General features: G+C 62.5%; 23 protein-coding genes. 12 read left to right on the top strand and 11 right to left on the bottom strand.

What is annotated here, in order from left to right; genetic code table 11:
- Window positions 1-145: 145 nt before the first annotated feature.
- From JFU57_RS09545 to ntrC, 3 genes are all read left to right on the top strand, one after another.
- Entirely contained in the window at window positions 146-1,564 is a 1,419-nt protein-coding gene (locus JFU57_RS09545) for an MFS transporter (RefSeq protein WP_201129076.1), read from the top strand.
- A gap of 416 nt (window positions 1,565-1,980) precedes the next feature.
- Window positions 1,981-3,066, top strand: a complete 1,086-nt coding sequence (gene glnL / locus JFU57_RS09540; RefSeq protein ID WP_020299531.1) for a nitrogen regulation protein NR(II) — start codon at window positions 1,981-1,983, stop codon at window positions 3,064-3,066.
- The gene (gene ntrC / locus JFU57_RS09535; protein ID WP_020299532.1) at window positions 3,063-4,499 is read left to right on the top strand and encodes a nitrogen regulation protein NR(I); all 1,437 of its coding nucleotides are present in this window, start codon (window positions 3,063-3,065) and stop codon (window positions 4,497-4,499) included. Before glnL ends, ntrC begins: the two co-directional genes overlap by 4 nt.
- A gap of 677 nt (window positions 4,500-5,176) precedes the next feature.
- On the opposite strand, the gene JFU57_RS09530 is transcribed toward ntrC, so the two are convergent.
- Complete coding sequence (locus JFU57_RS09530; protein ID WP_201129074.1) at window positions 5,177-5,617, bottom strand: hypothetical protein; 441 nt, start codon at window positions 5,615-5,617, stop codon at window positions 5,177-5,179.
- Between JFU57_RS09530 and JFU57_RS09525 the strand changes: the two genes are divergently transcribed.
- The gene (locus JFU57_RS09525) at window positions 5,616-6,071 is read left to right on the top strand and encodes a tRNA (cytidine(34)-2'-O)-methyltransferase (protein WP_078469395.1); all 456 of its coding nucleotides are present in this window, start codon (window positions 5,616-5,618) and stop codon (window positions 6,069-6,071) included. The genes JFU57_RS09530 and JFU57_RS09525 overlap by 2 nt on opposite strands.
- Before the next feature lie 180 nt (window positions 6,072-6,251).
- On the opposite strand, the gene secB is transcribed toward JFU57_RS09525, so the two are convergent.
- From secB to JFU57_RS09510, 3 genes are read right to left on the bottom strand one after another with little or no spacing between them, the layout of a single operon-like run.
- Window positions 6,252-6,734: a protein-export chaperone SecB gene (gene secB, locus JFU57_RS09520; RefSeq protein ID WP_020299535.1), complete on the bottom strand. Its 483-nt coding sequence runs from the start codon at window positions 6,732-6,734 to the stop codon at window positions 6,252-6,254.
- A gap of 58 nt (window positions 6,735-6,792) precedes the next feature.
- Window positions 6,793-7,047, bottom strand: coding sequence for a glutaredoxin 3 (gene grxC, locus JFU57_RS09515; RefSeq protein ID WP_020299536.1), 255 nt, complete (start codon window positions 7,045-7,047; stop codon window positions 6,793-6,795).
- A 1-nt stretch (window position 7,048) separates the two neighbouring features.
- Window positions 7,049-7,462: a rhodanese-like domain-containing protein gene (locus JFU57_RS09510; protein WP_078469394.1), complete on the bottom strand. Its 414-nt coding sequence runs from the start codon at window positions 7,460-7,462 to the stop codon at window positions 7,049-7,051.
- A gap of 151 nt (window positions 7,463-7,613) precedes the next feature.
- Here JFU57_RS09510 and gpmI point away from each other — a divergent pair, with 151 nt between their 5' ends.
- From gpmI to JFU57_RS09490, 4 genes are all read left to right on the top strand, one after another.
- Window positions 7,614-9,143, top strand: a complete 1,530-nt coding sequence (gene gpmI, locus JFU57_RS09505; RefSeq protein WP_078469393.1) for a 2,3-bisphosphoglycerate-independent phosphoglycerate mutase — start codon at window positions 7,614-7,616, stop codon at window positions 9,141-9,143.
- 134 nt (window positions 9,144-9,277) lie between these two features.
- On the top strand, window positions 9,278-10,564 hold the full coding sequence (locus JFU57_RS09500) for a murein hydrolase activator EnvC family protein (protein ID WP_020299539.1): 1,287 nt from the start codon (window positions 9,278-9,280) through the stop codon (window positions 10,562-10,564).
- 32 nt (window positions 10,565-10,596) lie between these two features.
- Window positions 10,597-11,907, top strand: a complete 1,311-nt coding sequence (locus tag JFU57_RS09495; protein ID WP_020299540.1) for a S41 family peptidase — start codon at window positions 10,597-10,599, stop codon at window positions 11,905-11,907.
- A gap of 115 nt (window positions 11,908-12,022) precedes the next feature.
- A complete protein-coding gene (locus JFU57_RS09490) occupies window positions 12,023-12,847 on the top strand; it encodes a divergent polysaccharide deacetylase family protein (protein ID WP_242487496.1) in 825 nt (274 codons plus the stop codon).
- Between the two features lie 10 nt (window positions 12,848-12,857).
- Here the strand turns inward: JFU57_RS09490 and JFU57_RS09485 are convergent, their stop codons facing one another.
- The 7 genes from JFU57_RS09485 to JFU57_RS09455 form a co-directional block, all read right to left on the bottom strand.
- Window positions 12,858-13,613 (bottom strand): substrate-binding periplasmic protein, encoded by a 756-nt coding sequence (locus JFU57_RS09485; RefSeq protein ID WP_078469391.1) that lies wholly within the window; start codon window positions 13,611-13,613, stop codon window positions 12,858-12,860.
- Between the two features lie 63 nt (window positions 13,614-13,676).
- Window positions 13,677-14,447, bottom strand: a complete 771-nt coding sequence (gene hisF, locus JFU57_RS09480; protein ID WP_020299543.1) for an imidazole glycerol phosphate synthase subunit HisF — start codon at window positions 14,445-14,447, stop codon at window positions 13,677-13,679.
- Window positions 14,448-14,456: 9 nt separating this feature from the next.
- Entirely contained in the window at window positions 14,457-15,194 is a 738-nt protein-coding gene (gene hisA, locus JFU57_RS09475; RefSeq protein ID WP_003187784.1) for a 1-(5-phosphoribosyl)-5-[(5-phosphoribosylamino)methylideneamino]imidazole-4-carboxamide isomerase, read from the bottom strand.
- Between the two features lie 100 nt (window positions 15,195-15,294).
- Window positions 15,295-15,552 carry a DUF2164 domain-containing protein gene (locus JFU57_RS09470; RefSeq protein ID WP_078469390.1) on the bottom strand — a complete coding sequence of 86 codons (258 nt, stop codon included), beginning with the start codon at window positions 15,550-15,552 and terminating at the stop codon, window positions 15,295-15,297.
- Window positions 15,552-16,190: an imidazole glycerol phosphate synthase subunit HisH gene (hisH, locus tag JFU57_RS09465; RefSeq protein ID WP_020299546.1), complete on the bottom strand. Its 639-nt coding sequence runs from the start codon at window positions 16,188-16,190 to the stop codon at window positions 15,552-15,554. Before hisH ends, JFU57_RS09470 begins: the two co-directional genes overlap by 1 nt.
- On the bottom strand, window positions 16,190-16,783 hold the full coding sequence (hisB, locus tag JFU57_RS09460) for an imidazoleglycerol-phosphate dehydratase HisB (protein WP_017849940.1): 594 nt from the start codon (window positions 16,781-16,783) through the stop codon (window positions 16,190-16,192). The genes hisH and hisB overlap by 1 nt, the downstream gene beginning before the upstream one ends.
- Window positions 16,784-17,003: 220 nt before the next feature.
- Window positions 17,004-18,665: an OFA family MFS transporter gene (locus JFU57_RS09455; protein ID WP_201129072.1), complete on the bottom strand. Its 1,662-nt coding sequence runs from the start codon at window positions 18,663-18,665 to the stop codon at window positions 17,004-17,006.
- A gap of 309 nt (window positions 18,666-18,974) precedes the next feature.
- Between JFU57_RS09455 and JFU57_RS09450 the strand changes: the two genes are divergently transcribed.
- From JFU57_RS09450 to JFU57_RS09435, 4 genes are all read left to right on the top strand, one after another.
- Window positions 18,975-19,373 (top strand): acetyl-CoA sensor PanZ family protein, encoded by a 399-nt coding sequence (locus JFU57_RS09450; RefSeq protein ID WP_201129069.1) that lies wholly within the window; start codon window positions 18,975-18,977, stop codon window positions 19,371-19,373.
- An 81-nt stretch (window positions 19,374-19,454) separates the two neighbouring features.
- Window positions 19,455-21,683, top strand: coding sequence for an AsmA family protein (locus JFU57_RS09445; RefSeq protein WP_201129067.1), 2,229 nt, complete (start codon window positions 19,455-19,457; stop codon window positions 21,681-21,683).
- A complete protein-coding gene (gene mutY, locus JFU57_RS09440; protein ID WP_078469386.1) occupies window positions 21,680-22,747 on the top strand; it encodes an A/G-specific adenine glycosylase in 1,068 nt (355 codons plus the stop codon). The genes JFU57_RS09445 and mutY overlap by 4 nt, the downstream gene beginning before the upstream one ends.
- Window positions 22,744-23,016 (top strand): oxidative damage protection protein, encoded by a 273-nt coding sequence (locus JFU57_RS09435; RefSeq protein WP_078469385.1) that lies wholly within the window; start codon window positions 22,744-22,746, stop codon window positions 23,014-23,016. Before mutY ends, JFU57_RS09435 begins: the two co-directional genes overlap by 4 nt.
- Window positions 23,017-23,071 lie beyond the last annotated feature (55 nt).

Here is a 23,071-nt window from a genome sequence, read left to right as displayed (position 1 = left end):
TTTTTCATACCTGCCTGTATAGGCTCCGAGCAGTCGGACCTTGCAAGAACCTCATGCGCCGATTCGCCCAGCGAAATGTCCGCGACATTTTCGGCAGAAAATGGCGCGGGGCGCACATAACAATAACAACAAGCAGGAAGTGAACATGAATCCCGCCCTGGAAGCTGCTGCCCACAAAAAAGCCCGCAAAGCGGGCGTTGCCTCATTCATCGGCACCACCATCGAATGGTATGACTTCTATGCCTACGGGATCGCGGCCGCCCTGGTCTTCGGCAAAGTGTTCTTCCCCGCCGACCTGCCACCGGGCACCGCTACCCTGCTGTCGTTCCTGACCCTGTGGGCCGGTTTTGTCGCACGCCCCGTCGGCGGCATCATCTTCGGCCACCTGGGCGACAAGATCGGGCGCAAGACCACCCTGGTCATCACCCTGATCATGATGGGCATCGCCACTACCTGCATCGGCCTGCTGCCCACTTACCTGCAGATCGGCATCTGGGCGCCAATCGCCCTGGTGGTGCTGCGCATCATCCAGGGCATCGCGGTAGGCGGTGAATGGGGCGGCGCGGTGCTGATCGCCAGTGAAAGCGCGCCCAAGGGCAAGGGCATTCTCTACGCCGCCTTCGCTCAGCAAGGCTCACCGGCCGGCAACCTGCTGGCGACCCTGGTGTTCTTCGCCCTCAGTGCGCTGCCGGCACCGGACTTCCTGCTCTGGGGCTGGCGCATTCCGTTCCTGCTCTCGGCGGCGCTGGTCATCGTCGGCATGGTGATCCGCCTCAAGCTCGAAGAGTCGGACGACATGAAGCGCCTGATCCAGCAGAAAAAGACCGTCAAGCTGCCGATCCTCGAGGTGCTGCGCAGCCACTGGAAAATCGTGCTGCTGGGGGCCGGGGTGTTGCCGATCATCCACGTCACCTACTTCAAAAGCACCTTTGCCCTGTCCTGGGCAACCAAGGAACTGGGCTACACCCAAAGCACGTTTCTCAGCGTGATCATCATCGCCCTGGTGGTGCAGTTCATCACCCAGCCCCTGGGCGCGGTGCTGGTGTCACGCATGGACATGCGCAAGGCCGTGGTGCTGATGGTGGTGCCGGAATTTTTCCTGATGCCGGCGATGTTCTTCGCGGTGGAAACCGGCAATTACTGGATCGCCGTGCTCGGCATGTGCCTGGCCACCGTGCCGCACTCGATGTTCTACGGTGCCGTCGGCGGTATCCTCGCCCGCGCCTTCCCGACCCGGGTGCGCTACAGCGGGCTGTCGATTTCCTATCAGCTGTGCTCGTTGCTGGTGGGCGGCGCCACACCGGTACTGGCGCAAAGCATCCTCAACGGCACCGGGAGCATCGTCGGCGTGGCCATCGCATCGGCCTGCTATGCCGTGGTGTCGCTGGTGTGCATGCTGCTGTTGCTCAAACGCATCGGCCATAACGCCGCCGAGCTGTCGACCGCCGAGCAGGCAGATGCCGATGAACTGGCGCGCGAAGCCGGCACTTCGACCATCACCCCGACAGACAGTCCTCGCCCGGCACATCAGGACGTGGGCGGATTGCCCCAGCCCGCCCGCTGACCGAGCGACCAGCCTCCGGTGGCGCGGGAGTTTGCTCCCCCCCATAGGAAGTGTTCGCTTTTGACTGAATAACAAGGCCCGCCCCGAGCGGGCCTTGTGCGTGGTGCGCCGCACAAAAACGCAGCGCCGATCGCGTCGCCACGGGCAGCGGCTATTCTTTAGAGCACTCGTTCAGGAAGCGCACTATATTGGTGCGCACGCACGCCCCGATACCCATTACCCGGCCCATTTTGGTTCGAAAATACCCGCCAAAGCTGGCCAAGCGCCACGCAATCGAGCTTCAAACAGCTGTTTCAGGGCTTTGACGCTTCTTTTCGGAGCCTTGGTTTGGTTTTTGCATTTTCCTCACTCAGCGCTTTACCCGCGCGCGCACTCCGGGATCGGCCCCGAAGTGTTTTGCTCCAAAAGAGGTCCTAATGACCATCAGCGACCAATTGCACCGCTTGCTACTCGACAACCTGACCACCGCGACCATTCTGCTCAACGCCGACCTGCGCCTTGAGTACATGAACCCGGCCGCGGAAATGCTCCTGGCCATCAGCGGACAACGCAGCCACGGGCAATTTATCAGTGAGTTGTTCACCGAGTCGGCCGAAGCACTGAGCTCCTTGCGCCAGGCCGTGGAGCAGGCTCATCCCTTCACCAAGCGTGAAGCCATGCTCACCGCGCTGACCGGCCAGACCCTGACCGTGGATTACGCGGTGACGCCGATTCTGAGTAACGGCGACACCTTGCTGCTGCTGGAGGTCCACCCTCGGGACCGGCTGCTGCGCATCACCAAGGAAGAGGCCCAGTTGTCCAAGCAGGAAACCAGCAAGATGCTGGTGCGCGGCCTGGCCCATGAAATCAAGAACCCCCTCGGCGGGATTCGCGGCGCCGCCCAGTTGCTGGCCCGGGAGCTGCCGGAAGAAAGCCTCAAGGACTACACCAACGTCATCATTGAAGAAGCCGACCGCCTGCGAAACCTGGTGGACCGCATGCTCGGCTCGAACAAGCTGCCGTCCCTGGCCATGTGCAATGTGCATGAAGTGCTGGAGCGGGTCAGCAGCCTGGTGGAAGCCGAGAGCCAGGGCTGCATCACCTTGGTGCGCGACTACGACCCAAGCATTCCCGATGTGTTGATCGACCGCGAGCAAATGATCCAGGCGGTGCTCAACATCGTGCGCAACGCAATGCAGGCCATCAGCAGCCAGAATGAACTGCGCCTGGGGCGCATCAGCCTGCGCACCCGGGCCATGCGCCAGTTCACCATCGGCCACGTGCGCCATCGCCTGGTGACCAAGATCGAGATCATCGACAACGGCCCCGGGATCCCTGCCGACCTGCAGGAAACCATCTTCTTCCCCATGGTCAGTGGCCGCCCGGACGGTACCGGGCTGGGCCTGGCCATTACCCAGAACATCATCAGCCAGCACCAGGGCCTGATCGAATGTGACAGCCATCCTGGCCACACCACGTTCTCGATCTTTCTGCCACTGGAACAAGGAGCCCCATCGACATGAGCCGTAGTGAAACCGTGTGGATCGTCGATGACGACCGTTCTATCCGTTGGGTCCTGGAAAAAGCCTTGCAGCAGGAAGGCATGACCACCCAGAGCTTCGACAGTGCCGATGGCGTGATGAGTCGCCTGGCGCGCCAGCAACCGGACGTGATCATTTCCGATATCCGGATGCCCGGTGCCAGCGGCCTGGACCTGTTGGCGCGGATCCGCGAGCAGCACCCGCGTTTGCCGGTGATTATCATGACCGCCCATTCGGACCTGGACAGCGCTGTCGCGTCCTATCAGGGAGGCGCCTTCGAGTACCTGCCCAAGCCGTTCGATGTGGATGAGGCAGTGTCCCTGGTCAAGCGCGCCAACCAGCACGCCCAGGAGCAGCAAGGCCTGGAAGTGGTGCCCGCCCTGGCCCGGACCCCGGAAATCATCGGCGAAGCGCCGGCAATGCAGGAAGTGTTTCGCGCCATTGGCCGCCTGAGTCACTCCAACATCACGGTGTTGATCAATGGCGAATCCGGTACTGGCAAAGAGCTGGTGGCCCACGCCCTGCATCGCCACAGCCCGCGTGCGGCGTCGCCGTTCATTGCCCTGAACATGGCGGCGATTCCCAAGGACTTGATGGAATCCGAGCTGTTCGGCCATGAAAAAGGCGCCTTCACCGGCGCAGCCAACCTGCGCCGCGGACGCTTTGAACAGGCCGATGGCGGCACGCTGTTTCTCGATGAGATCGGCGACATGCCGGCCGAGACCCAGACCCGCCTGTTGCGGGTGCTGGCCGATGGCGAGTTCTATCGGGTCGGCGGGCACACGCCGGTCAAGGTCGATGTGCGGATCATCGCCGCGACCCACCAGAACCTGGAAACCCTGGTCCACGCCGGCAAATTCCGTGAGGATTTGTTTCACCGCCTGAACGTGATCCGCATCCATATTCCACGGATGTCCGATCGCCGCGAAGACATCCCGACCCTCGCCCGCCACTTCCTCAGCCGTGCCGCCCAGGAGCTGGCGGTCGAGCCGAAACTGCTGAAAAGCGAGACCGAGGAATACCTGAAAAATCTGCCGTGGCCGGGCAACGTGCGCCAGTTGGAGAATACCTGCCGCTGGATCACGGTCATGGCTTCGGGGCGTGAAGTGCACATCAGCGACCTGCCGCCAGAGCTGCTGAGCCTGCCGCAGGACTCGGCGCCAGTGACCAACTGGGAACAGGCGCTGCGCCAATGGGCCGATCAGGCCTTGGCCCGTGGTCAGTCGAGCCTGCTGGACAGCGCCGTGCCGAGCTTCGAGCGGATCATGATCGAGACCGCCCTCAAGCACACCGCAGGCCGCCGTCGCGATGCCGCCGTGCTCTTGGGCTGGGGCCGCAACACCTTGACCCGCAAGATCAAGGAGTTGGGGATGAAGGTCGACGGCGGTGACGATGACGAAGGCGAGGAAGGCTGAGCTGGCCCGCGCATACACCGCAAAACCACCTGAGACCCTTCGGCGACCTTCCCAGCCATCGCTGCATCGCCAGCGCGGCAGCGGCTACAGACTCGTGTAGCCGCTGCCGCAGGCTCGGGCCGCGTTCGAACGCTGGCCCTTCCAAACACTTCTGAACCACTCTGACACCCATGAGCGATATCCCCCGGCCAGCGCAGCCTCGCGGGCTTGGCAGCGGCTACAGGCATGGGAGTTCTGCTTGGCATTTATGTTGGCGGCCAGGGAAGGCGACTTTTGCACTGCCTGAATGCGCGGTGCCCCGTGATCGGGCACAGAGCGGGCCTTGAGTCTCGCGGAGTTCGGATTCGAACAGTGGCCTTTCGAAAAGATAAAAGCCCCGTATTACGGGGCTTTCAACCATGGATACCGGCAACAACCACATTCTTTTCGAACATTGGCACGCCCCCTGCAATACCCCAAGCACGACCCAGTTTCGGGAACCTTGGTACAGGCAGGCCGGGGATTCCCTCTTTTACACCGGGCTCATCACGCTCACGGCGACGAGCCCAACCCGTTTCGGGAACCTTGGTACAGGCAGGCCGGGGATTCCCTCTTTTACACCGGGCTCATCACGCTCACAGCGACGAGTCCAACCCGTTTCGGGAACCTTGGTACAGGCAGGCCGGGGATTCCCTCTTTTATTCCTCCCGCAGATGGATCTGCAGCTTCCAGCGCCCGTCGACCTTGGTCCCGGCCCACTCGCCGTGCAGCGGTCGCGCCGCCACCAGGTTCAGCAGCAACCCCGCATCCGCCGCCCTGACCCGCCAATTCACATCCTTGTCATTGACCTTCAGCCGACCGTTCTGCGCCGTCCCCTGGGCATCGAACAGCAGCGCCACGGTGCCGTCGATATGCTCGCCATGCACCTTGGGTTCCTGACTGAACCACACCACCAGGCCATCGGGCTGCACCTCCACTTGCTGCAGCAGCGTGGGCTCGGGGGTCGTCAGCCGGCCGATCATCAGCCCCACCATCAAACCGACAATCGCCAACGAGCCGAACACCCGCAGCATTAGCTTCGGCCTGGGGTCTTCTTCAGGCGTAGAATGCAGCCTGTCTTTCTCTTCGGAGCCGTGCATGTTTCACGTCATCCTCTTTCAACCAGAAATTCCGCCGAATACCGGCAACGTTATCAGGCTGTGCGCCAACAGTGGCTGCCACCTGCATTTGATCGAACCGCTGGGTTTCGACATGGACGACAAGCGCCTGCGCCGTGCCGGCCTCGACTATCACGAATACGCCACCCTGCAACGCCATGCCGACCTCGCCAGTTGCTTGGAAAGTCTCGGCCAGCCACGCTTGTTCGCCTTCACCACCAAGGGCTCGCGGCCGTTCCACGATGCCAGCTTTGCCGAGGGCGATGCCTTTTTGTTCGGCCCGGAAAGCCGCGGCCTGCCCGCCGAAGTGCTGGACGCCCTGCCCGGCGAGCAGCGCCTGCGCCTGCCGATGCGCGAAGGGTGCCGCAGCCTGAACCTGTCCAACACCGTAGCCGTCGCCGTCTATGAAGGCTGGCGGCAGCTGGGTTTCAAGTAAGTTTCAGCCGCTGGCGCAAGACTGCTAAACGCTCCAGCCGCAGATCGCAACCGACGGCGAGCTCACCGGCCAGCGCAGCCCCGCGGGCTCGGCAGCGGCTGAAGGTGATCGCTGGAAATGGCTGGGCCGAACATGAAAAAAGCGCCTTGAACGGCGCTTTTTTCGTACTGCACGTGCGGTTTACTGGACGGTGTTTTCGCCAGCCGACTGCATGCGCTGCAGCTCCTGGGCGTACAGCGCGTCGAAGTTCACCGGCGCCAGCATCAGTGCCGGGAACGAACCACGGGTCACCAGGCTGTCCAGCGCTTCACGAGCGTACGGGAACAGGATGTTCGGGCAGAAGGCACCCAGGGTGTGGCTCATGGAAGCCTCGTCCAGGTTCTTGATCAGGAAGATCCCGGCCTGTTGCACTTCAGCGATGAATGCCACTTCTTCACCGTTTTTCACGGTCACCGACAGGGTCAGGACCACTTCATGGAAGTCGCCTTCCAGTGGTTTTTGGCGGGTGTTCAGGTCCAGACCGACGCTTGGCTCCCACTGCTGGCGGAAGATTGCCGGGCTTTTCGGAGCTTCAAAGGACAGGTCACGCACGTAAATGCGCTGCAGGGAAAATTGTGGAGCGCTTTCGTCTTCGGTAGCGGCGGTGTTCTGTTGGTCAGTCATCTCGGATCCTTCTTGATCTCGGGGCTACTAGAGGGTTCGACTATTTTGGGGGGTTCGGTCAAGCCTTAAGCAGCGCGTCGAGCTTGCCGGCGCGCTCCAGGGCGAACAAATCATCACAACCGCCCACATGGGTGCTGCCGATCCAGATCTGTGGCACGGACGTGCGTCCGGCCTTCTGGGCCATTTCGGCGCGCACCTGGGGCTTGCCATCGACCTTGATCTCTTCGAAGGCTACGCCTTTGTTCTCGAGCAGGTGCTTGGCCCGCGAGCAGTAAGGGCAGTAATCACTTGAGTAGACGACGACAGCGGCCATATCACTTCACCAACGGCAGATTGTCGGCTTTCCAGCTGCCGATGCCACCGGACAACTTGGCGGCGGTAAAGCCGGCCTTCAGCAGTTCGCGAGCGTGAATGCCTGAATGCTGGCCTTGGGCGTCGACCAGGATGAGGGTCTTGGCCTTGTGTTTTTCCAGCTCGCCGATGCGAGCCATCAGTTTGTCCTGGGGAATGTTCAGCGCGCCCACGATGTGGCCTGCGGCGAAGTCCTTGGATGGACGGATATCGATCACTACGCCCTGCTCGCTGTTGACCAGTGCGGTCAGCTCGCGGGTGCTGAGGCTGCGGCCGCCGCGGCTCAACTCATGGGCGATCAACAGAGCCAACAAGATGACGAAGGCGCCGACGAGCAAGTAGTGATCAGTGGCGAATTGAATCAGGTGAGCAACCATCAAGGAGGTTCCAGGGCGTTAAAATGTCGGCCAGTATACACAGCCGTCAAGGTCGGCCAAACCCCGCCCGGCGGTGACGGCACCGGAACTTAGCTTTAAACTGCCACTCCCTTTTTAAACACCTCCCCCAATCCAGCCACGAGTGGAATCTATGACTACCACGCCTAAACCTTTGGTCCTGATGATTCTGGATGGCTTCGGTCACAGCGAGAGCCACGAATCCAACGCCGTCTATTCGGCCAAGAAGCCGGTCCTGGACCGCTTGTGCGCCAGCATGCCGAACGGCCTGATCTCGGGTTCGGGCATGGATGTCGGCCTGCCGGACGGGCAAATGGGCAACTCCGAAGTCGGCCACATGAACCTCGGCGCCGGGCGCGTGGTGTACCAGGACTTCACCCGGGTGACCAAATCGATCCGCGACGGCGACTTTTTCGAGAACCCGACCCTCTGCGCCACCGTCGATAAAGCCGTGGCGGCGGGCAAGGCCGTGCACATCCTCGGCCTGCTGTCCGACGGCGGCGTGCACAGCCACCAGGACCACCTGGTGGCCATGGCCGAGCTGGCGTTCAAGCGTGGCGCCGAAAAAATCTACCTGCACGCCTTCCTCGATGGCCGCGACACCCCGCCTAAAAGCGCCCAGTCGTCCATCGAACTGCTGGATGAATCCTTCAAGACCCTGGGCAAGGGCCGTATCGCCAGCCTGATCGGGCGCTACTTCGCCATGGACCGCGACAATCGCTGGGACCGCGTGGCCCAGGCCTACAACCTGATCGTCGACGGTCAGGCTGAATTCAACGCCGCCGATGCCCAGGCAGGCCTGCAGGCCGCTTACGAGCGTGGCGAAAGCGACGAATTCGTCAAGGCCACCACCCTGGGCGAGCCGGTGAAGGTCGAAGACGGCGACGCCGTGGTGTTCATGAACTTCCGCGCCGACCGCGCCCGTGAGTTGACCCGGGTCTTCGTCGAGGACGGTTTCAAGGACTTCGAGCGCGCCCGCCAGCCGAAACTGGCCGGTTTCGTCATGCTCACCCAATACGCCGCCAGCATCCCCGCGCCATCGGCCTTTGCTCCCGGCAGCCTGGAAAACGTCCTCGGCGACTACCTGGCGAAAAACGGCAAGACCCAGCTGCGCATCGCCGAAACCGAAAAATACGCCCACGTGACCTTCTTCTTCTCCGGCGGCCGTGAAGAGCCCTTCCCCGGCGAAGAACGCATCCTGATCCCGTCGCCCAAGGTCGCCACCTATGACCTGCAGCCGGAAATGAGCGCACCGGAAGTCACCGACAAGATCGTCGACGCCATCGAACACCAGCGCTATGACGTGATTATCGTCAACTACGCCAACGGCGACATGGTCGGCCACAGCGGCGTGTTCGACGCGGCGGTCAAGGCCGTGGAATGCCTGGACCTGTGTGTGGGGCGGATTGTCGACGCCCTGGAGAAGGTCGGCGGCGAAGCCCTGATCACCGCCGATCATGGCAACGTCGAGCAAATGTCCGACGAATCCACCGGCCAGGCGCACACCGCCCACACCACCGAGCCGGTGCCGTTCATTTATGTCGGCAAACGTGCACTGAAAGTGCGCGAAGGCGGGGTCCTGGCCGACGTCGCGCCGACCATGCTCAAGCTGCTGGGCCTCAAGCAGCCTGAAGAGATGACCGGTAAATCGATCCTGGTTTGATAGCAAAAGGCCCAAAACCGGCCGGAAACGGCTTTTTATGACGAACGCCTCAAAGCAGTTGGCTTTGAGGCGTTTTTTTTGCTGCGATGGGCGGGCATACTAGGCCGTCCCTTTCCCTGGTGTCGCCCGCCTCTATGCTTCGCTCGCTGATTGCCCTTGCTCTGATCTGCCTGCTCCAACCGGCGTTTGCCGATGAGCGCGCGCAAACCCAACAACAGTTGGACGCCACGCGTCAGGACATTACCGAGCTGAAAAAGCTGCTGGGCAAGCTGCAGGAAGAAAAATCCGGCGTGCAAAAAGACCTGCGCGGCACTGAAACCGAGATGGGCAAGCTGGAAAAGCAGGTCGAAACCCTGCAAAAAGAGCTGAAGAAAAGCGAGACCGAGCTGCAGCGACTCGATGAGGAGAAAAAAAAACTCCAGAGCGCGCGCACTGAACAGCAACGACTGATCGCGATCCAAGCCCGTGCGGCCTACCAGAACGGTCGCCAGGAATACCTCAAGCTGTTGCTCAACCAGCAGAATCCGGAAAAATTCGCCCGCACCCTGACCTATTACGACTACCTGAGCCAGGCACGCCTGGAGCAGTTGAAGAACTTCAACGAAACCCTGCGCCAACTGGCCAATGTCGAAAAAGACATCTCCCTGCAACAGGCCCAGTTGCTGGTGCAGAAAAGCAGCCTCGACAGCCAGCGCGAAGAACTCGACAAAGTCCGCAAGGAACGCCAGCAGGTCCTGGCCAAGCTCAACGACGATGTGAAGGCCCGCGACCAGAAGCTGCAAGCCCGCGAGCAAGACCAGGCCGACCTGTCGAAAGTCCTGAAAACCATCGAGGAAACCCTGGCCCGCCAGGCTCGAGAGGCAGAAGAAGCGCGACAGAAAGCGCTGATCGCCCAGCAGGAAGCCGAAAAAAAGCGTTTACGTGAGGCCCAGGCAGACGCCAGCGATGCCCCACGCAAACCAACCAGATCAGCGCCTGGCCCCCTGGTTTCAAGTTCAGGCGCATCCTTCGGCGGACCTTTTGCTTCAGCCCGGGGAAAACTTCCATGGCCTGTTGATGGTCGACTGCTTGCACGCTTTGGTGAATCCCGTGGCGACGACGCCCGTACCAAGTGGGACGGGGTGATGATCAGCGCCAGCGCCGGCAGCCAGGTACACGCCGTACATGGTGGTCGCGTGGTGTTTGCCGACTGGTTGCGCGGCGCCGGCTTGCTGGTGATCCTCGACCACGGCAACGGTTACCTCAGCCTCTACGGACACAACCAGACATTGCTTAAAGAAGCTGGCGACATTGTCAAAGCCGGTGAGTCCATTTCCACGGTCGGTAATAGTGGCGGACAAGACACACCTGCGCTGTACTTCGCTATTCGTCAGCAGGGCCGCCCCAGCGACCCGGCACAATGGTGCCGCGCGCAAGGATAAGCGCCGTTACCTAATTTAGGAGTTCGTTCGACATGCTGCATTTGTCCCGCCTCACCTCGCTGGCCCTGACGATCGCTCTGGTGATCGGCGCGCCGCTGGCGTTCGCCGCCGAAACTGCTCAATCGGCAGCCGCCGCGACCACCAAGGCGCCATTGCCGCTCGAAGAGCTGCGCACCTTTGCCGAGGTCATGGACCGGATCAAGGCCGCGTATGTCGAACCTGTCGACGACAAGACCCTGCTGGAAAACGCCATCAAAGGCATGCTCAGCAACCTCGACCCGCACTCCGCCTATCTGGGCCCGGAAGATTTTGCCGAGCTGCAGGAAAGCACCAGCGGTGAATTCGGTGGCCTGGGCATCGAAGTCGGCGCCGAAGACGGCTTTATCAAAGTGGTATCGCCGATCGACGACACCCCGGCGTCCAAGGCCGGGATCCAGGCCGGCGACCTGATCGTCAAGATCAACGGCCAGCCGACCCGTGGCCAGACCATGACCGAAGCCGTGGACAAGATGCGCGGCAAACTCGGGCAGAAGATCACCCTGACCCTGGTCCGCGACGGCGGTACACCTTTCGACGTGACCCTGGCGCGCGCCACGATCCAGGTCAAAAGCGTGAAGAGCCAGTTGCTGGAATCGGGCTACGGCTACATCCGCATCACCCAGTTCCAGGTCAAGACCGGCGAAGAAGTCTCCAAGGCCCTGGCCAAGCTGCGCAAGGACAACGGCAAGAAACTCAGCGGGATCATTCTCGACCTGCGTAACAACCCGGGTGGCGTGCTGCAATCGGCGGTGGAAGTGGTCGACCACTTCATCACCAAGGGCCTGATCGTCTACACCAAGGGCCGTATCGCCAACTCCGAGCTGCGCTTCTCGGCCACCGGCAAGGACGAAAGCGAAGCCGTGCCGATGGTGGTGCTGATCAACGGTGGCAGCGCCTCGGCCTCGGAAATCGTCGCCGGCGCCCTGCAAGACCAGAAACGCGCGGTGCTGATGGGCACCACCAGCTTCGGCAAAGGTTCGGTGCAAACCGTGCTGCCCCTGAACAACGACCGCGCGCTGAAGATCACCACCGCGCTGTACTTCACCCCCAATGGGCGCTCGATCCAGGCCCAGGGCATCGTGCCGGACATCGAGGTGCGTCGCGCCAAGATCACCAGCGAGTCCCAGGACGGCGAATACTTCAAGGAAGCCGATCTCCAGGGCCACCTGGGCAATGGCAACGGCGGCGCGGACAAGCCGAGCGGTTCGGCGAGCAAGGCCAAGCCGATGCCGCAGGACGACGATTACCAGCTGGCCCAGGCGTTGAGCCTGCTCAAGGGCTTGAGCATCACCCGCGGTCGCTGACCGTCAAACCCATCGCCGGTAAAGCGGCTCCCGCGCATTCTGCGGGAGCCCGAGGGGCACGCCCCTCGGCGGCGATGGCGCCTCACCACCCGTGCAAAGGCCGCAGCCCAATCCCATGTTACGCATCCCCCTGACCCGCCAGCGCCAACCCGTCTCAAGGTTGTCGTGGGGGCTTCTGGTCGCCCTGTTGTGTCTTCTGAATGTGATCCCGGCCCAGGCGGCTGAAACCTCCCAGGTGCCGCGCAAGGCCTACCTGACCCTGATCATCGACGACCTTGGGCAAAACCTGCCCCGGGATCGCCGCGTGCTGGCCCTGCCAGGGCCGGTGACCACCGCGATCATGCCCGACACTCCCCACGCCGCCGAATTCGCCCGCGAAGCCCATCGCGCCGGCAAGATCGTCATCCTGCACATGCCCATGGACCCGGCCACCGGGCCTTTTGCCTGGCACCCCGAGCTGCCCATCGAAGAACTGCAAAAGCGTCTCGATGCGGCATTCAAGGCCGTGCCCTACACCAGCGGCATCAACAACCATATGGGCAGCCGCATGACCGCCCAGCCGCAGGCCATGGCCTGGTTGATGGCTGAATTGCAGCGCCGCCACAAGTTCTTCGTCGACAGCCGCACCAGCGCGCAGACCGTCGCCGCCGCCGAGGCCCAGAAAATCGGCCTGGCCAGTGTTTCACGGGATGTATTCCTCGACGACGAGCGCACCGAGGCCGCTATTGCCGGGCAACTGCAAACCGCCATCAACCTGGCGCACAAGCAGGGCTCGGCGGTGATGATCGGCCACCCTTATCCACAGACCCTGGCCGTACTAGAACGCGAGCTGCCCAAGCTCAAGGCCCAGAGCATCGAGTGGATCGATATCAAACTGATGATCAGCGTGCGCAGCAACCAGGCCACAGCAGCTCACGGCAAAAACGGCAAGTACAGGTAGGGCAACTGCTCTAGAGATAACGCCCCATGATTTCGTCGACCACGCCTTCTTTGCGCAGCTGATCCAGGGCGGCTTGGAGTCTGGTGACGATTTCGTCGGGGACGTCTTTGTTCAGGGCCATGTACAACTGAGCGCTGTTGAAACGCAGCACGGTCTTGAGACCGGTGATGCCTTCCTGCCTGGCCAGGTAGCGCCCGGCCGGGTCGCCGGTGGCCCAGAGGTCGATCTGGCCGTTAAGCAGCTTCTTCGCGTTGTCCTGGTCACGCAGCACCACCAGCGGTGCCAGGCCCTGCTTGGCCAGGGTCTCGGCGATGGCGTCGCCCTTGTAGGCGCCGATCTTGTACTGACGCGCCTGCTCCAGATTCTCCAGGGCGATTTTGCTGTCGGCCTTGGCCAGCATGATCCAGTCATCCGGGCCGATCGGGCCGACCCATTTGAACAGCTGCTCCCGGTCCGGCAGGCGCGCCATGACAAACACGCCGTAACCCGGCTGCTCCAGGGCCAGCTTGTAGATCCGCTCCCAGGGGAAACGCAGGGTGAGGCTGTAATTGATCCCGGCGCGCTTGAACATTTCCCGCACGATATCCACGGCGATGCCGTTGATGTTATCGCCCTGGGCGAAGTTCTTGCCGTTCTTGGCCATGTTGTAAGGGGGGAAGTTTTCCGTCAGCAACACCAGGGAGGTATCGGACGTGTCGGCGGCACGAGAGGCAGCTGAAAGCAGGAGCGTAGCGCTGGCAAGAACAAGGAGCAGACGTTTGAACATGACGGGCTACCGGAATCCATGGCGTGCTCAAGAGTGCCGTGAGCCCGCCATGCTGTCCAGTGGCTATCGCACAACTATTCCGCGCTGGGCCATGTACGCCTTGGCCTCGGGAACCGTGTACTCGCCGAAGTGGAAAATACTCGCCGCCAGCACCGCACTAGCGTGGCCTTCGAGGATGCCATCGGCCAGATGCTGCAGGTTGCCGACGCCACCAGAGGCGATCACCGGAATCCCCAGGGCATCGCTGATGGCGCGGGTCACGCCCAGGTCGAAGCCGTTTTTCATGCCGTCCTGGTCCATGCTGGTCAGGAGGATTTCACCGGCGCCCAGGCCTTCCATCTTCTTCGCCCACTCCACCGCGTCCAGCCCGGTAGGCTTGCGCCCGCCATGGGTGAAGATCTCCCAGCGCGGGGTTTCGCCCGGGCCGGATACCTTCTTCGCGTCGATGGCGACGACGATGCACTGCGAGCCGAAATGCTGCGCCGCTTCGCCCACGAACTCGGGGTTGAACACGGCTGCAGTGTTGATCGAAACCTTGTCCGCACCGGCATTCAACAAGTTGCGGATGTCCTGCACGGTACGCACACCACCGCCCACGGTCAGCGGAATGAACACCTGGCTGGCCATGCGCTCGACGGTATGCAGCGTGGTGTCACGACCGTCGACGCTGGCGGTGATGTCGAGAAAGGTAATCTCGTCGGCACCCTGCTCATCGTAGCGACGGGCGATTTCCACCGGGTCGCCGGCGTCACGGATGTTCTCGAACTTGACGCCCTTGACCACGCGACCGTTGTCGACGTCCAGGCAAGGGATGATGCGTTTGGCCAGCGCCATGGTCAGTCCTCAGCCGTTGTAGGCGTCGCAGTAAGCCTGAGCTTCGGCGACGTCCAGGGTGCCTTCGTAGATCGCACGGCCGGTGATGGCGCCGATAATGCCAGGCGCCTTGGCGTCCAGCAGCGATTTGATGTCACCCAGGTTGTGAATGCCACCGGAGGCGATCACCGGAATCTTCGTGGCCGCCGCCAGCGCAGCGGTGAAAGGCACGTTGCAGCCCTGCATCATGCCGTCTTTGGCGATGTCGGTATAAACGATGGCAGACACGCCATCAGCCTCGAACTGCTTGGCCAGGTCGATCACCTGCACGGTGCTGATTTCAGCCCAGCCGTCGGTGGCGACGAAGCCGTCCTTGGCGTCCAGGCCAACGATGACTTTGCCCGGAAACGCACGGCAGGCTTCGGCGACGAAGGCCGGGTCTTTCACGGCCTTGGTGCCGATGATCACGTAGCTGACGCCAGCCTTGACGTAGTGCTCGATGGTTTCCAGGGAGCGGATGCCGCCGCCGATCTGGATCGGCAGGTTCGGGTAGCGCTTGGCGATCGCGGTCACCACTTCACCATTGACCGGCTGACCTTCGAAGGCACCGTTCAGGTCCACCAGGTGCAGGCGACGGCAACCGCCCTCCACCCACTTGGCAGCCATGCTCACCGGGTCATCGGAGAACACTGTGGAATCTTCCATGCGGCCCTGGCGCAGACGTACGCAGGCGCCGTCCTTGAGATCGATAGCGGGAATAATTAGCATGCTTTTCCTTCGTCAAAGAGCTGCAAGCTGCAAGCCATAAGCTGCAAGCGCGCACGCGTGTCTACTTCTTGCAGCTTGCAGCCTGAAGCTTGCCGCTGCCCTAGTTCTTCTCGAGCGCCCACAAGTCGCTTTCGATGCTTTCGAACCTTTCTTTAAGGTGCGTCTGCACATCGAAAATCGCCCTATTGTAATAGTGCGGCGCAATTTCGCGGGTAAACAGATCGAGGATTTCGGCCGCTTCGAACGAACCCAGGTCCAGTTCGAAGCGATCCTCCATAAAGCGCTTGATCTTGTGATTGGCCTCGCTCTCCTGCTCGGGAGTGAGGGTCAGGATCGGCGGCTTTTTCTTGATGGCCATTACCAGCGCCCGTCCCAGGCGGCGAAGTTCTGCAGCAATTGCAGGCCATGGGTATGGCTCTTCTCCGGGTGGAACTGCACGGCGAAACGCGAGCCATCGGCCAGTGCCGCGGCGAAATCGACACCGTAATGACCGCCACCCACCACCTGCCGCGCATTGCCGGCGGCAATGTAGTAGCTGTGCACGAAGTAGAAGCGCGCACGGTCGGCGATGTTGTGCCACAGCGGGTGATCCACCGTCTGCTGCACTTCATTCCAACCCATGTGCGGGACTTTGAGGTGCTCGCCGTCTTCTACCAGGCCCTTGCCGAAGAACTTCACCTGGCCCGGGAACAGGCCGATGCAGTCAACGCCGTCGTTCTCTTCGCTGCGATCGAGCAGGGCTTGCATGCCCACGCAAATGCCGAGGAATGGACGGTCCTGGCTGACTTCACGCACCAGCGAGTCGAAACCCAGGCGCCGGATCTCCGCCATGCAGTCGCGAATCGCACCAACGCCGGGGAACACCACCCGGTCGGCTTCGCGAATCACATCGGCATCGCTGGTGATCAGCACCTTGCCGGCCCCTACGTGCTCGAGGGCCTTGGCCACCGAGTGCAGGTTGCCCATGCCGTAATCGATAACCGCGACCGTCTGCATTACAGGACGCCCTTGGTCGAGGGCATTTGCCCGGCCATGCGCTCATCCAGTTCCACCGCCATGCGCAGGGCACGGCCGAAGGCCTTGAACACGGTCTCGATCTGGTGGTGGGTATTGGTGCCACGCAGGTTGTCGATGTGCAGGCTGACCAGGGCGTGGTTGACGAAGCCCTGGAAGAATTCCTGGAACAGGTCGACGTCGAAGCCGCCAACGGTGGCACGGGTATAGGGCACGTGCATCTGCAGGCCCGGGCGGCCGGAGAAGTCGATCACCACACGCGACAGGGCTTCATCCAACGGCACATAGGCATGGCCATAGCGGCGGATGCCTTTCTTGTCACCGATGGCTTTGGCAAACGCCTGGCCCAGGGTGATACCGACGTCTTCCACGGTGTGGTGGTCATCGATATGCAGGTCGCCCTTGCTGACGATATCCAGGTCGATCAGCCCGTGACGGGCGATCTGGTCCAGCATGTGCTCAAGGAACGGAACACCGATATCAAATCGGGCCTTTCCGGTGCCATCCAGGTTGATCGAGGCTTTGATCTGGGTTTCCAGAGTGTCGCGCTCGACAGACGCCTTACGTTCGGCCATCACCAGCTCCGCAAAATCATTGGGCGAAAAAGGCGACCATTATAGGCCCGACGGCCGCCAAACAGAAACATGCCGGACAATATCCTGACGGGCGCGAGCCAATGGCTGCGGGGCTATACCTGTCATGACAAGCCAGCCGAACGGACATTGGCCCGGCCCACACGGCAAAAAGCCGGCGCGTGAAGATCACGCACCGGCTTTTTGTGCATCAGGCCGAGGCCTAGCGGAACAGCACCGCCGTTTTTTGCAGGGTGACCCACACGCCCCACGCCAGCGGAATACCCACCACCAGCCAGGCCACGATCACCAGCGGCAGGCTCGACGCCGACGCCTTCCATTCCAGCATGGTGCTGCTGTCGGCGCCCTTGTCATGCCCCAGTGCCTGCTCGGCCGCCAGTTGCGCGTCGGTCATGAAGTACTTGTCCGCCACCGGGCGTACCAGCAGGTTGCACAGGAAACCCAGCACCAGCAGGCCGGCGAGGATGTACAGGGTGATGTCATAGGCGGCGGCGCGCTCGACGCCGATGCTCAACTGGTACTCACGCAGGTAGTTCACCAGCACCGGGCCCAGCACGCCGGCAGCAGCCCAGGCCGTCAGCAGCCGACCATGGATCGCGCCGACCATCTGCGTGCCGAACAGGTCCGCCAGGTAGGCCGGCACCGTGGCAAAACCGCCGCCGTACATCGACAGGATGATGCAGAACGCCGCCACGAACAGCGCGATATTGCCCAGGTGGCCCAGGTTCGGAATCAGCGCGTACAGGGCAAAGCCCAGGGCGAAGAACACGAAATAGGTATTTTTACGCCCCAGGTAGTCGGAGAACGAGGCCCAGAAGAAGCGGCCGCCGATGTTGAACAGGCTCAACAAACCGGTGAAGCCCGCAGCAATCGCCGCAATCGACGCCTTTTGCGCGGTATCAAGTTGGCCGAACGACAAGCCATTGCCCAGCAACTTGCCGCCGAACACTTCCTGCAACAGCGGCGAAGCCATGCCGAGGATGCCGATACCGGCCGAGACGTTCAGGCACAGCACCAGCCATACCAGGCGGAACTGCGGGGTTTTCCAGGCCACGCTCACGTGCACATGGCGATGGGTAATCATCGCGTTGGCGGCTCGCTTCGCCGGCGGGGTCCAGCCCTCAGGCTTCCAGCCGGTCGGCGGAACGCGGTACGACAGGGCGCCGGCCAGCATGAACACGAAGTAGATCGCCGCCATTACCAGAAAGCTCTGCCATACACCGACGCCGGTCGGCGAGGCAAAGTGACCCATCAACGCCGCGGCCAGCGGAGCACCGACCATGGCACCGCCGCCAAAGCCCATGATCGCCATGCCGGTGGCCATGCCGCGCTTGTCCGGGAACCACTTGATCAGGGTCGACACCGGCGAGATGTAGCCCAGGCCCAGGCCGATGCCGCCAATCACTCCGGAACCGAGCCACATCAGCCAGATCTGGTGGGTATAGATGCCCAACGCCGAAATCAGCAGGCCGCCGCACCAGCACAGTGCCGAGACCACCCCAGCCTTGCGCGGGCCGGCGCGTTCCAGCCAGCCACCCCAGATCGCTGCCGAGCAGCCGAGGAAGATGAAGAACAGGGTGTAGATCCAGCCGAGCATGGAGATCGGCCAGTCACACTGGGACGAGAAGATCTGCGCGATATAGCTCATGTCAGGCGCACAGGCCACCGGGGCGGTTACCCCCAGGGCCTGGGACAACGGCAGCCAGAACACGGAAAAGCCATAGGCCATGCCGATGCACAGGTGGATGGCCAGGGCGGCCGGTGGAACCAGCCAGCGGTTGAAACCGGGCTTGGCGATGATGCGCTCTTTGGACAAGAACGCTGGCTGGACGGCGGAACTGCCCGCCGAAGTGCTAGTGCTCATGGATATTCCCCCAATTGTTAGAATTATTCGTCGGCCGCTCTTCACCCACGGCCTTTGCACGCAGGCATGGCCGTTTTATTGAGTAAAGCTCCATTTGAGCGCGACGTTAAGTCGCAGAGGGACGGACGAACGGCGAGAGGTTACCATTTGCCCGCCACAGAAAACGCAAACAGATAGCGGCGCAGTGCTCATCTGCTTCGAACCCCTGCAAACCTGCAGGCACACCCGGCAAAAGCCCGAGCCATGCGCAGCAGCCGGCCCGTCTGCAACCGTGTTTGCCGACGCCGCACTGCCTGCCCAGGAGAATCCATGCCCATCGTTGTCGAGTCGCTGCACCACGTGAGCTATCAGGATCAGCAGGACCTACAGAAAATCTACCAGGACGCCCCCCACTGGCTGTTCGCACCGCTGAGCGACGCCGGGCATCTGATTGAAACCGGCCTGGGCGACGGCTCGCTGATTGCCGGACGCTTCAACGACCGCCTGCTGGGGGCCGCGCGCCTGCAACGGCACCAAGCGGTCTGGCACCTGTCCCAGTTGTGCGTGCGCAGCATAACCCGCCGCCGCGGCGTGGCCGAGCGACTGGTGAGCGAGGCACAAAGAATGGCCCGACAACAGGGCGCAACCTTGCGCCTGCTCGCGCCAGCCGGGCATCTGCCGGCCCAGGCACTGGCCGCCAAACTGCATCTGGAGCTGGATGAGTTCTAGGCGCGATCGGTGACCAGTCGTCGGTTCCGGGGCGCTATACTCCCCGGCTAAATTTGAATTCGACACTACAAGGACTCGCCCATGAAAGCGTTCGGCAAAATCCTGGGTCTGGTACTTCTCGGGCTGTTGCTGATCATCGTGGCTCTGGGCTTTGCCCTGACCCACCTGTTTGATCCCAACGACTACAAAGACGAGATTCGCCAGATTGCCCGCGACAAGGCCCACATCGAGCTGACGCTCAATGGCGACATCGGCTGGAGCCTGTTCCCCTGGCTCGGCCTCGAACTGCACGAAGCCAGCGTCGCGACCCTGGCAAACCCGACCCAACCCTTCGCCGACCTGCAGATGCTGGGCCTGTCGGTACGCGTGCTGCCCCTGCTGCGCCGCGAAGTGCAGATGAGCGATGTACGGGTCGAAGGCCTGAACCTGCGCCTGAACCGCGACAAGGACGGCCACGGCAACTGGGAAGACATCGGTCGTGCCGCGCCCCTGGCGAAACAGGCCGATACCCCGGCCACCAGTACCGGCGAGCCGAGCGTCGAAACCCCGGCCACGGCCGACAAGGCCGCGCAGCCGATCCGCCTCGACATCGACAGCCTGACCGTGAACAACGCCCGGGTTGAATACAACGACGAACAGAGCGGCAAGCAGTTCACCGCCGAGAGCATCCAGCTCAGTACCGGGCCGATCCACGAGGCCACCGCCACCCCGGTCAAACTCACCGCATTCCTGGCCAGCAACCAGCCAGTGGTGCGGGTGCGCACCGAACTCAACGGCGAGCTGCGCTTTGACCGCGCCCTGCAGCGCTACCAGTTCGAAGACATGCGCCTGTCGGGCGAAGTCACCGGCGACCCGCTTCAAGGCAAGACCGTGACCTTCGCCGCCCAAGGCCAGTTGCTGCTGGACAAGGCCGCCAACGTCGGTGAATGGACCGGCCTGAAAATCTCCGCCAACCAGCTGCGCGCCTTGGGTGAACTCAAGGTCAATGACCTGGATAAAACCCCGCAGATCAGTGGCGGCATCTCGATTGCCCAGTTCGACCTGGCCAAATTCGTCGACAGCATCGGCCAGACCCTGCCGGCCATGGCCGAGGGCAGCCTGACCAAGGTCGAACTGGTCAGCCGCCTGCAAGGCACGCCCACCAGCATGGCCCTGGAAGACCTGAACCTGAAGCTCGACGACAGCACCTTCAGCGGCCGCCTGGCCATCGAAGACTTCGCCAAGCAGTCGCTGCGCGCCCAGCTCAAGGCCGATACCTTCAACGTCGACCGCTACCTGCCGCCCAAGTCCGCCGCCGCCAACAGCGCAGCAGTGGCGCGCAAGGCCGAAGTGCAAAGCAGCGAGGCCGATGCCATGGCCGGTGCCGGCACCACCCCGCTGCCGGACGCACCGACCAAGGGCGCCTGGAGCACCGAACGCCTGCTGCCGGTGGAACGCCTGAGCAAGCTGGACGTCGACGCCGACCTGAGCTTTGGCCAACTGACCCTGGACAAACTGCCGATCCAGAATGCCGCACTCAAGGCCAACGGCCAGGGCGGCCTGCTGAAACTGCAAAGCCTGCGCGGCGAGCTGTACAACGGCAGTTTCGACGCCAGCGGCAACCTCGACGTGCGCCAGGCCACCCCGCTGCTGAGCCTGCAGACCAAGATCAACCGGGTGCCGGTGGAGCGCATCCTCGAAAGCCAGGGGCAGACGCCTCCGGTCAAGGGTCTGGTGACGCTCAACAGCAACCTCAGCGGCAGCGGCAACAGCCAGAAAGCCCTGATCGACAGCCTCAACGGCACCACCAGCTTTGTGATCAACAACGGCGTGCTGCTCAACGCTAACCTGGAACAGCAGCTGTGCCAGGGCATCGCCTTCCTCAACCGCAAGACCCTCAGCAGCACCCCGCGCGGCAAGGACACGCCGTTCCAGGAACTCAAGGGCAACCTGACCTTGCGCAACGGCGTGGCCAGCAACCCGGACCTGAAGGTGCGCATCCCGGGCATGACCGTCAACGGCAACGGCGACATCGACCTGCGGGTGCTGGGCATGGACTACCGCGTCGGCATCGTGGTCGAAGGCGACAAGAGCGACATGCCCGATCCGGCCTGCCAGGTCGGCGAGCGCTTTGTCGGCCTCGAACTGCCATTGCGCTGCCGTGGCCCGCTGGAACTGGGGGCCAAGGCCTGCCGCCTGGATAAGGACGGCCTGGGTCAGGTCGCGACGCGGATGGCCGGCGATCGCCTCAGCGAAAAGCTTGAAGAGAAACTCGGCGATAAGGTCAGCCCGGAACTGAAAAACGCGCTCAAAGGGCTGTTCAAACGATGAGAGCGGAACAGTTTGCACCGGCGGTACTGGACTGGTACGACCACCACGGCCGCCACGACCTGCCCTGGCAACAGGGCATCACCCCGTACCGGGTGTGGGTCTCGGAGATCATGCTGCAACAGACCCAGGTCAGCACCGTGCTCAACTACTTCGACCGTTTCATGGCCTCGCTGCCGACGGTCGAAGCCCTGGCCGCCGCGCCGGAAGACGAAGTGCTGCACCTGTGGACCGGCCTGGGCTACTACACCCGGGCGCGCAACCTGCAAAAGACCGCGAAAATCATCGTTGCCGACTACGGCGGCGAGTTTCCCCGCGACGTCGAGAAACTCACCGAACTGCCAGGCATCGGCCTGTCCACCGCCGGCGCCATCGCCAGCCTGAGCATGGGTATCCGCGCCTCGATCCTCGACGGCAACGTCAAGCGCGTGCTGGCACGGTTTACGGCGCAGGAGGGCTACCCGGGCGAGCCCAAGGTGGCCAAGCAACTGTGGGCCACCGCCGAGCGCTTCACGCCGCACACCCGGGTCAACCATTACACCCAGGCGATGATGGACCTGGGCGCCACGCTCTGCACCCGCAGCAAGCCCAGTTGCCTGCTGTGCCCCCTGGAGCGCGGCTGCGAGGCTCACATGCTGGGGCTCGAAACCCGCTACCCGATCCCCAAGCCGCGCAAGAGCGTGCCGCAAAAGCGCACCCTGATGCCGATGCTGGCCAATCGCGACGGCGCGATCCTGCTTTATCGCCGCCCTTCCAGCGGCCTCTGGGGCGGCTTGTGGAGTCTGCCGGAGCTCGATGACCTGGCCGACCTCGAACACCTGGCGCTGCAACACTCGCTGGCCCTGGGCGAGCAACACGAACTGCCGAGCCTGGTGCACACCTTCAGCCACTTCCAGCTGGCCATCGAACCCTGGCTGGTCCAGGTCGAGGAGTCGGCCCATCACGTGGCCGAGGCCGACTGGCTCTGGTATAACCTCGCCACCCCGCCGCGCCTGGGCCTTGCCGCCCCGGTGAAAAAGCTGCTTAAACGCGCGGCCGACGTCTTGAACGCAGGAGAGTTGTCATGACCCGCACCATCATGTGCCGCAAGTACCAAGAAGAATTGCCCGCCCTGGAGCGCGCGCCGTTTCCCGGCGCCAAGGGCCAGGACATCTTCGACCACGTCTCGGCCAAGGCCTGGGCCGATTGGCAAAAACACCAGACCCTGCTGATCAACGAAAAACGCCTGAACATGATGAACGCCGAAGACCGCAAATACTTGCAGGGCGAGATGGACAAGTTCTTCTCCGGCGAGGAATACGCCAAGGCCGACGGCTACGTGCCGCCAGCTGAGTAAACCCGTATAAATCGGGGGTGGAACGTAAGCGACGGTAATAATTAAACATTTTTTT

It is taken from the genome of Pseudomonas sp. TH07 (assembly GCF_016651285.1).
Lineage (GTDB): Bacteria > Pseudomonadota > Gammaproteobacteria > Pseudomonadales > Pseudomonadaceae > Aquipseudomonas.
This window is presented reverse-complemented; position numbering and strand designations above follow the sequence as displayed.

Bases quoted from the DNA above. Each gene is read 5' to 3' on its own strand.
- grxC (WP_020299536.1), bottom strand. From the start codon at position 7,047: ATGGCCGCTGTCGTCGTCTACTCAAGTGATTACTGCCCTTACTGCTCG.
- JFU57_RS09455 (WP_201129072.1), bottom strand. From the start codon at position 18,665: ATGAGCACTAGCACTTCGGCGGGCAGTTCCGCCGTCCAGCCAGCGTTC.
- secB (WP_020299535.1), bottom strand. From the start codon at position 6,734: ATGACTGACCAACAGAACACCGCCGCTACCGAAGACGAAAGCGCTCCA.
- JFU57_RS09470 (WP_078469390.1), bottom strand. From the start codon at position 15,552: ATGGCCATCAAGAAAAAGCCGCCGATCCTGACCCTCACTCCCGAGCAG.
- ntrC (WP_020299532.1), top strand. From the start codon at position 3,063: ATGAGCCGTAGTGAAACCGTGTGGATCGTCGATGACGACCGTTCTATC.
- JFU57_RS09525 (WP_078469395.1), top strand. From the start codon at position 5,616: ATGTTTCACGTCATCCTCTTTCAACCAGAAATTCCGCCGAATACCGGC.
- hisH (WP_020299546.1), bottom strand. From the start codon at position 16,190: ATGCAGACGGTCGCGGTTATCGATTACGGCATGGGCAACCTGCACTCG.
- JFU57_RS09435 (WP_078469385.1), top strand. From the start codon at position 22,744: ATGACCCGCACCATCATGTGCCGCAAGTACCAAGAAGAATTGCCCGCC.
- JFU57_RS09445 (WP_201129067.1), top strand. From the start codon at position 19,455: ATGAAAGCGTTCGGCAAAATCCTGGGTCTGGTACTTCTCGGGCTGTTG.
- gpmI (WP_078469393.1), top strand. From the start codon at position 7,614: ATGACTACCACGCCTAAACCTTTGGTCCTGATGATTCTGGATGGCTTC.
- JFU57_RS09485 (WP_078469391.1), bottom strand. From the start codon at position 13,613: ATGTTCAAACGTCTGCTCCTTGTTCTTGCCAGCGCTACGCTCCTGCTT.
- JFU57_RS09450 (WP_201129069.1), top strand. From the start codon at position 18,975: ATGCCCATCGTTGTCGAGTCGCTGCACCACGTGAGCTATCAGGATCAG.
- JFU57_RS09490 (WP_242487496.1), top strand. From the start codon at position 12,023: ATGTTACGCATCCCCCTGACCCGCCAGCGCCAACCCGTCTCAAGGTTG.
- JFU57_RS09545 (WP_201129076.1), top strand. From the start codon at position 146: ATGAATCCCGCCCTGGAAGCTGCTGCCCACAAAAAAGCCCGCAAAGCG.
- hisA (WP_003187784.1), bottom strand. From the start codon at position 15,194: ATGCTAATTATTCCCGCTATCGATCTCAAGGACGGCGCCTGCGTACGT.
- JFU57_RS09500 (WP_020299539.1), top strand. From the start codon at position 9,278: ATGCTTCGCTCGCTGATTGCCCTTGCTCTGATCTGCCTGCTCCAACCG.
- hisF (WP_020299543.1), bottom strand. From the start codon at position 14,447: ATGGCGCTGGCCAAACGCATCATCCCTTGCCTGGACGTCGACAACGGT.
- mutY (WP_078469386.1), top strand. From the start codon at position 21,680: ATGAGAGCGGAACAGTTTGCACCGGCGGTACTGGACTGGTACGACCAC.
- JFU57_RS09510 (WP_078469394.1), bottom strand. From the start codon at position 7,462: ATGGTTGCTCACCTGATTCAATTCGCCACTGATCACTACTTGCTCGTC.
- JFU57_RS09530 (WP_201129074.1), bottom strand. From the start codon at position 5,617: ATGCACGGCTCCGAAGAGAAAGACAGGCTGCATTCTACGCCTGAAGAA.
- glnL (WP_020299531.1), top strand. From the start codon at position 1,981: ATGACCATCAGCGACCAATTGCACCGCTTGCTACTCGACAACCTGACC.
- hisB (WP_017849940.1), bottom strand. From the start codon at position 16,783: ATGGCCGAACGTAAGGCGTCTGTCGAGCGCGACACTCTGGAAACCCAG.
- JFU57_RS09495 (WP_020299540.1), top strand. From the start codon at position 10,597: ATGCTGCATTTGTCCCGCCTCACCTCGCTGGCCCTGACGATCGCTCTG.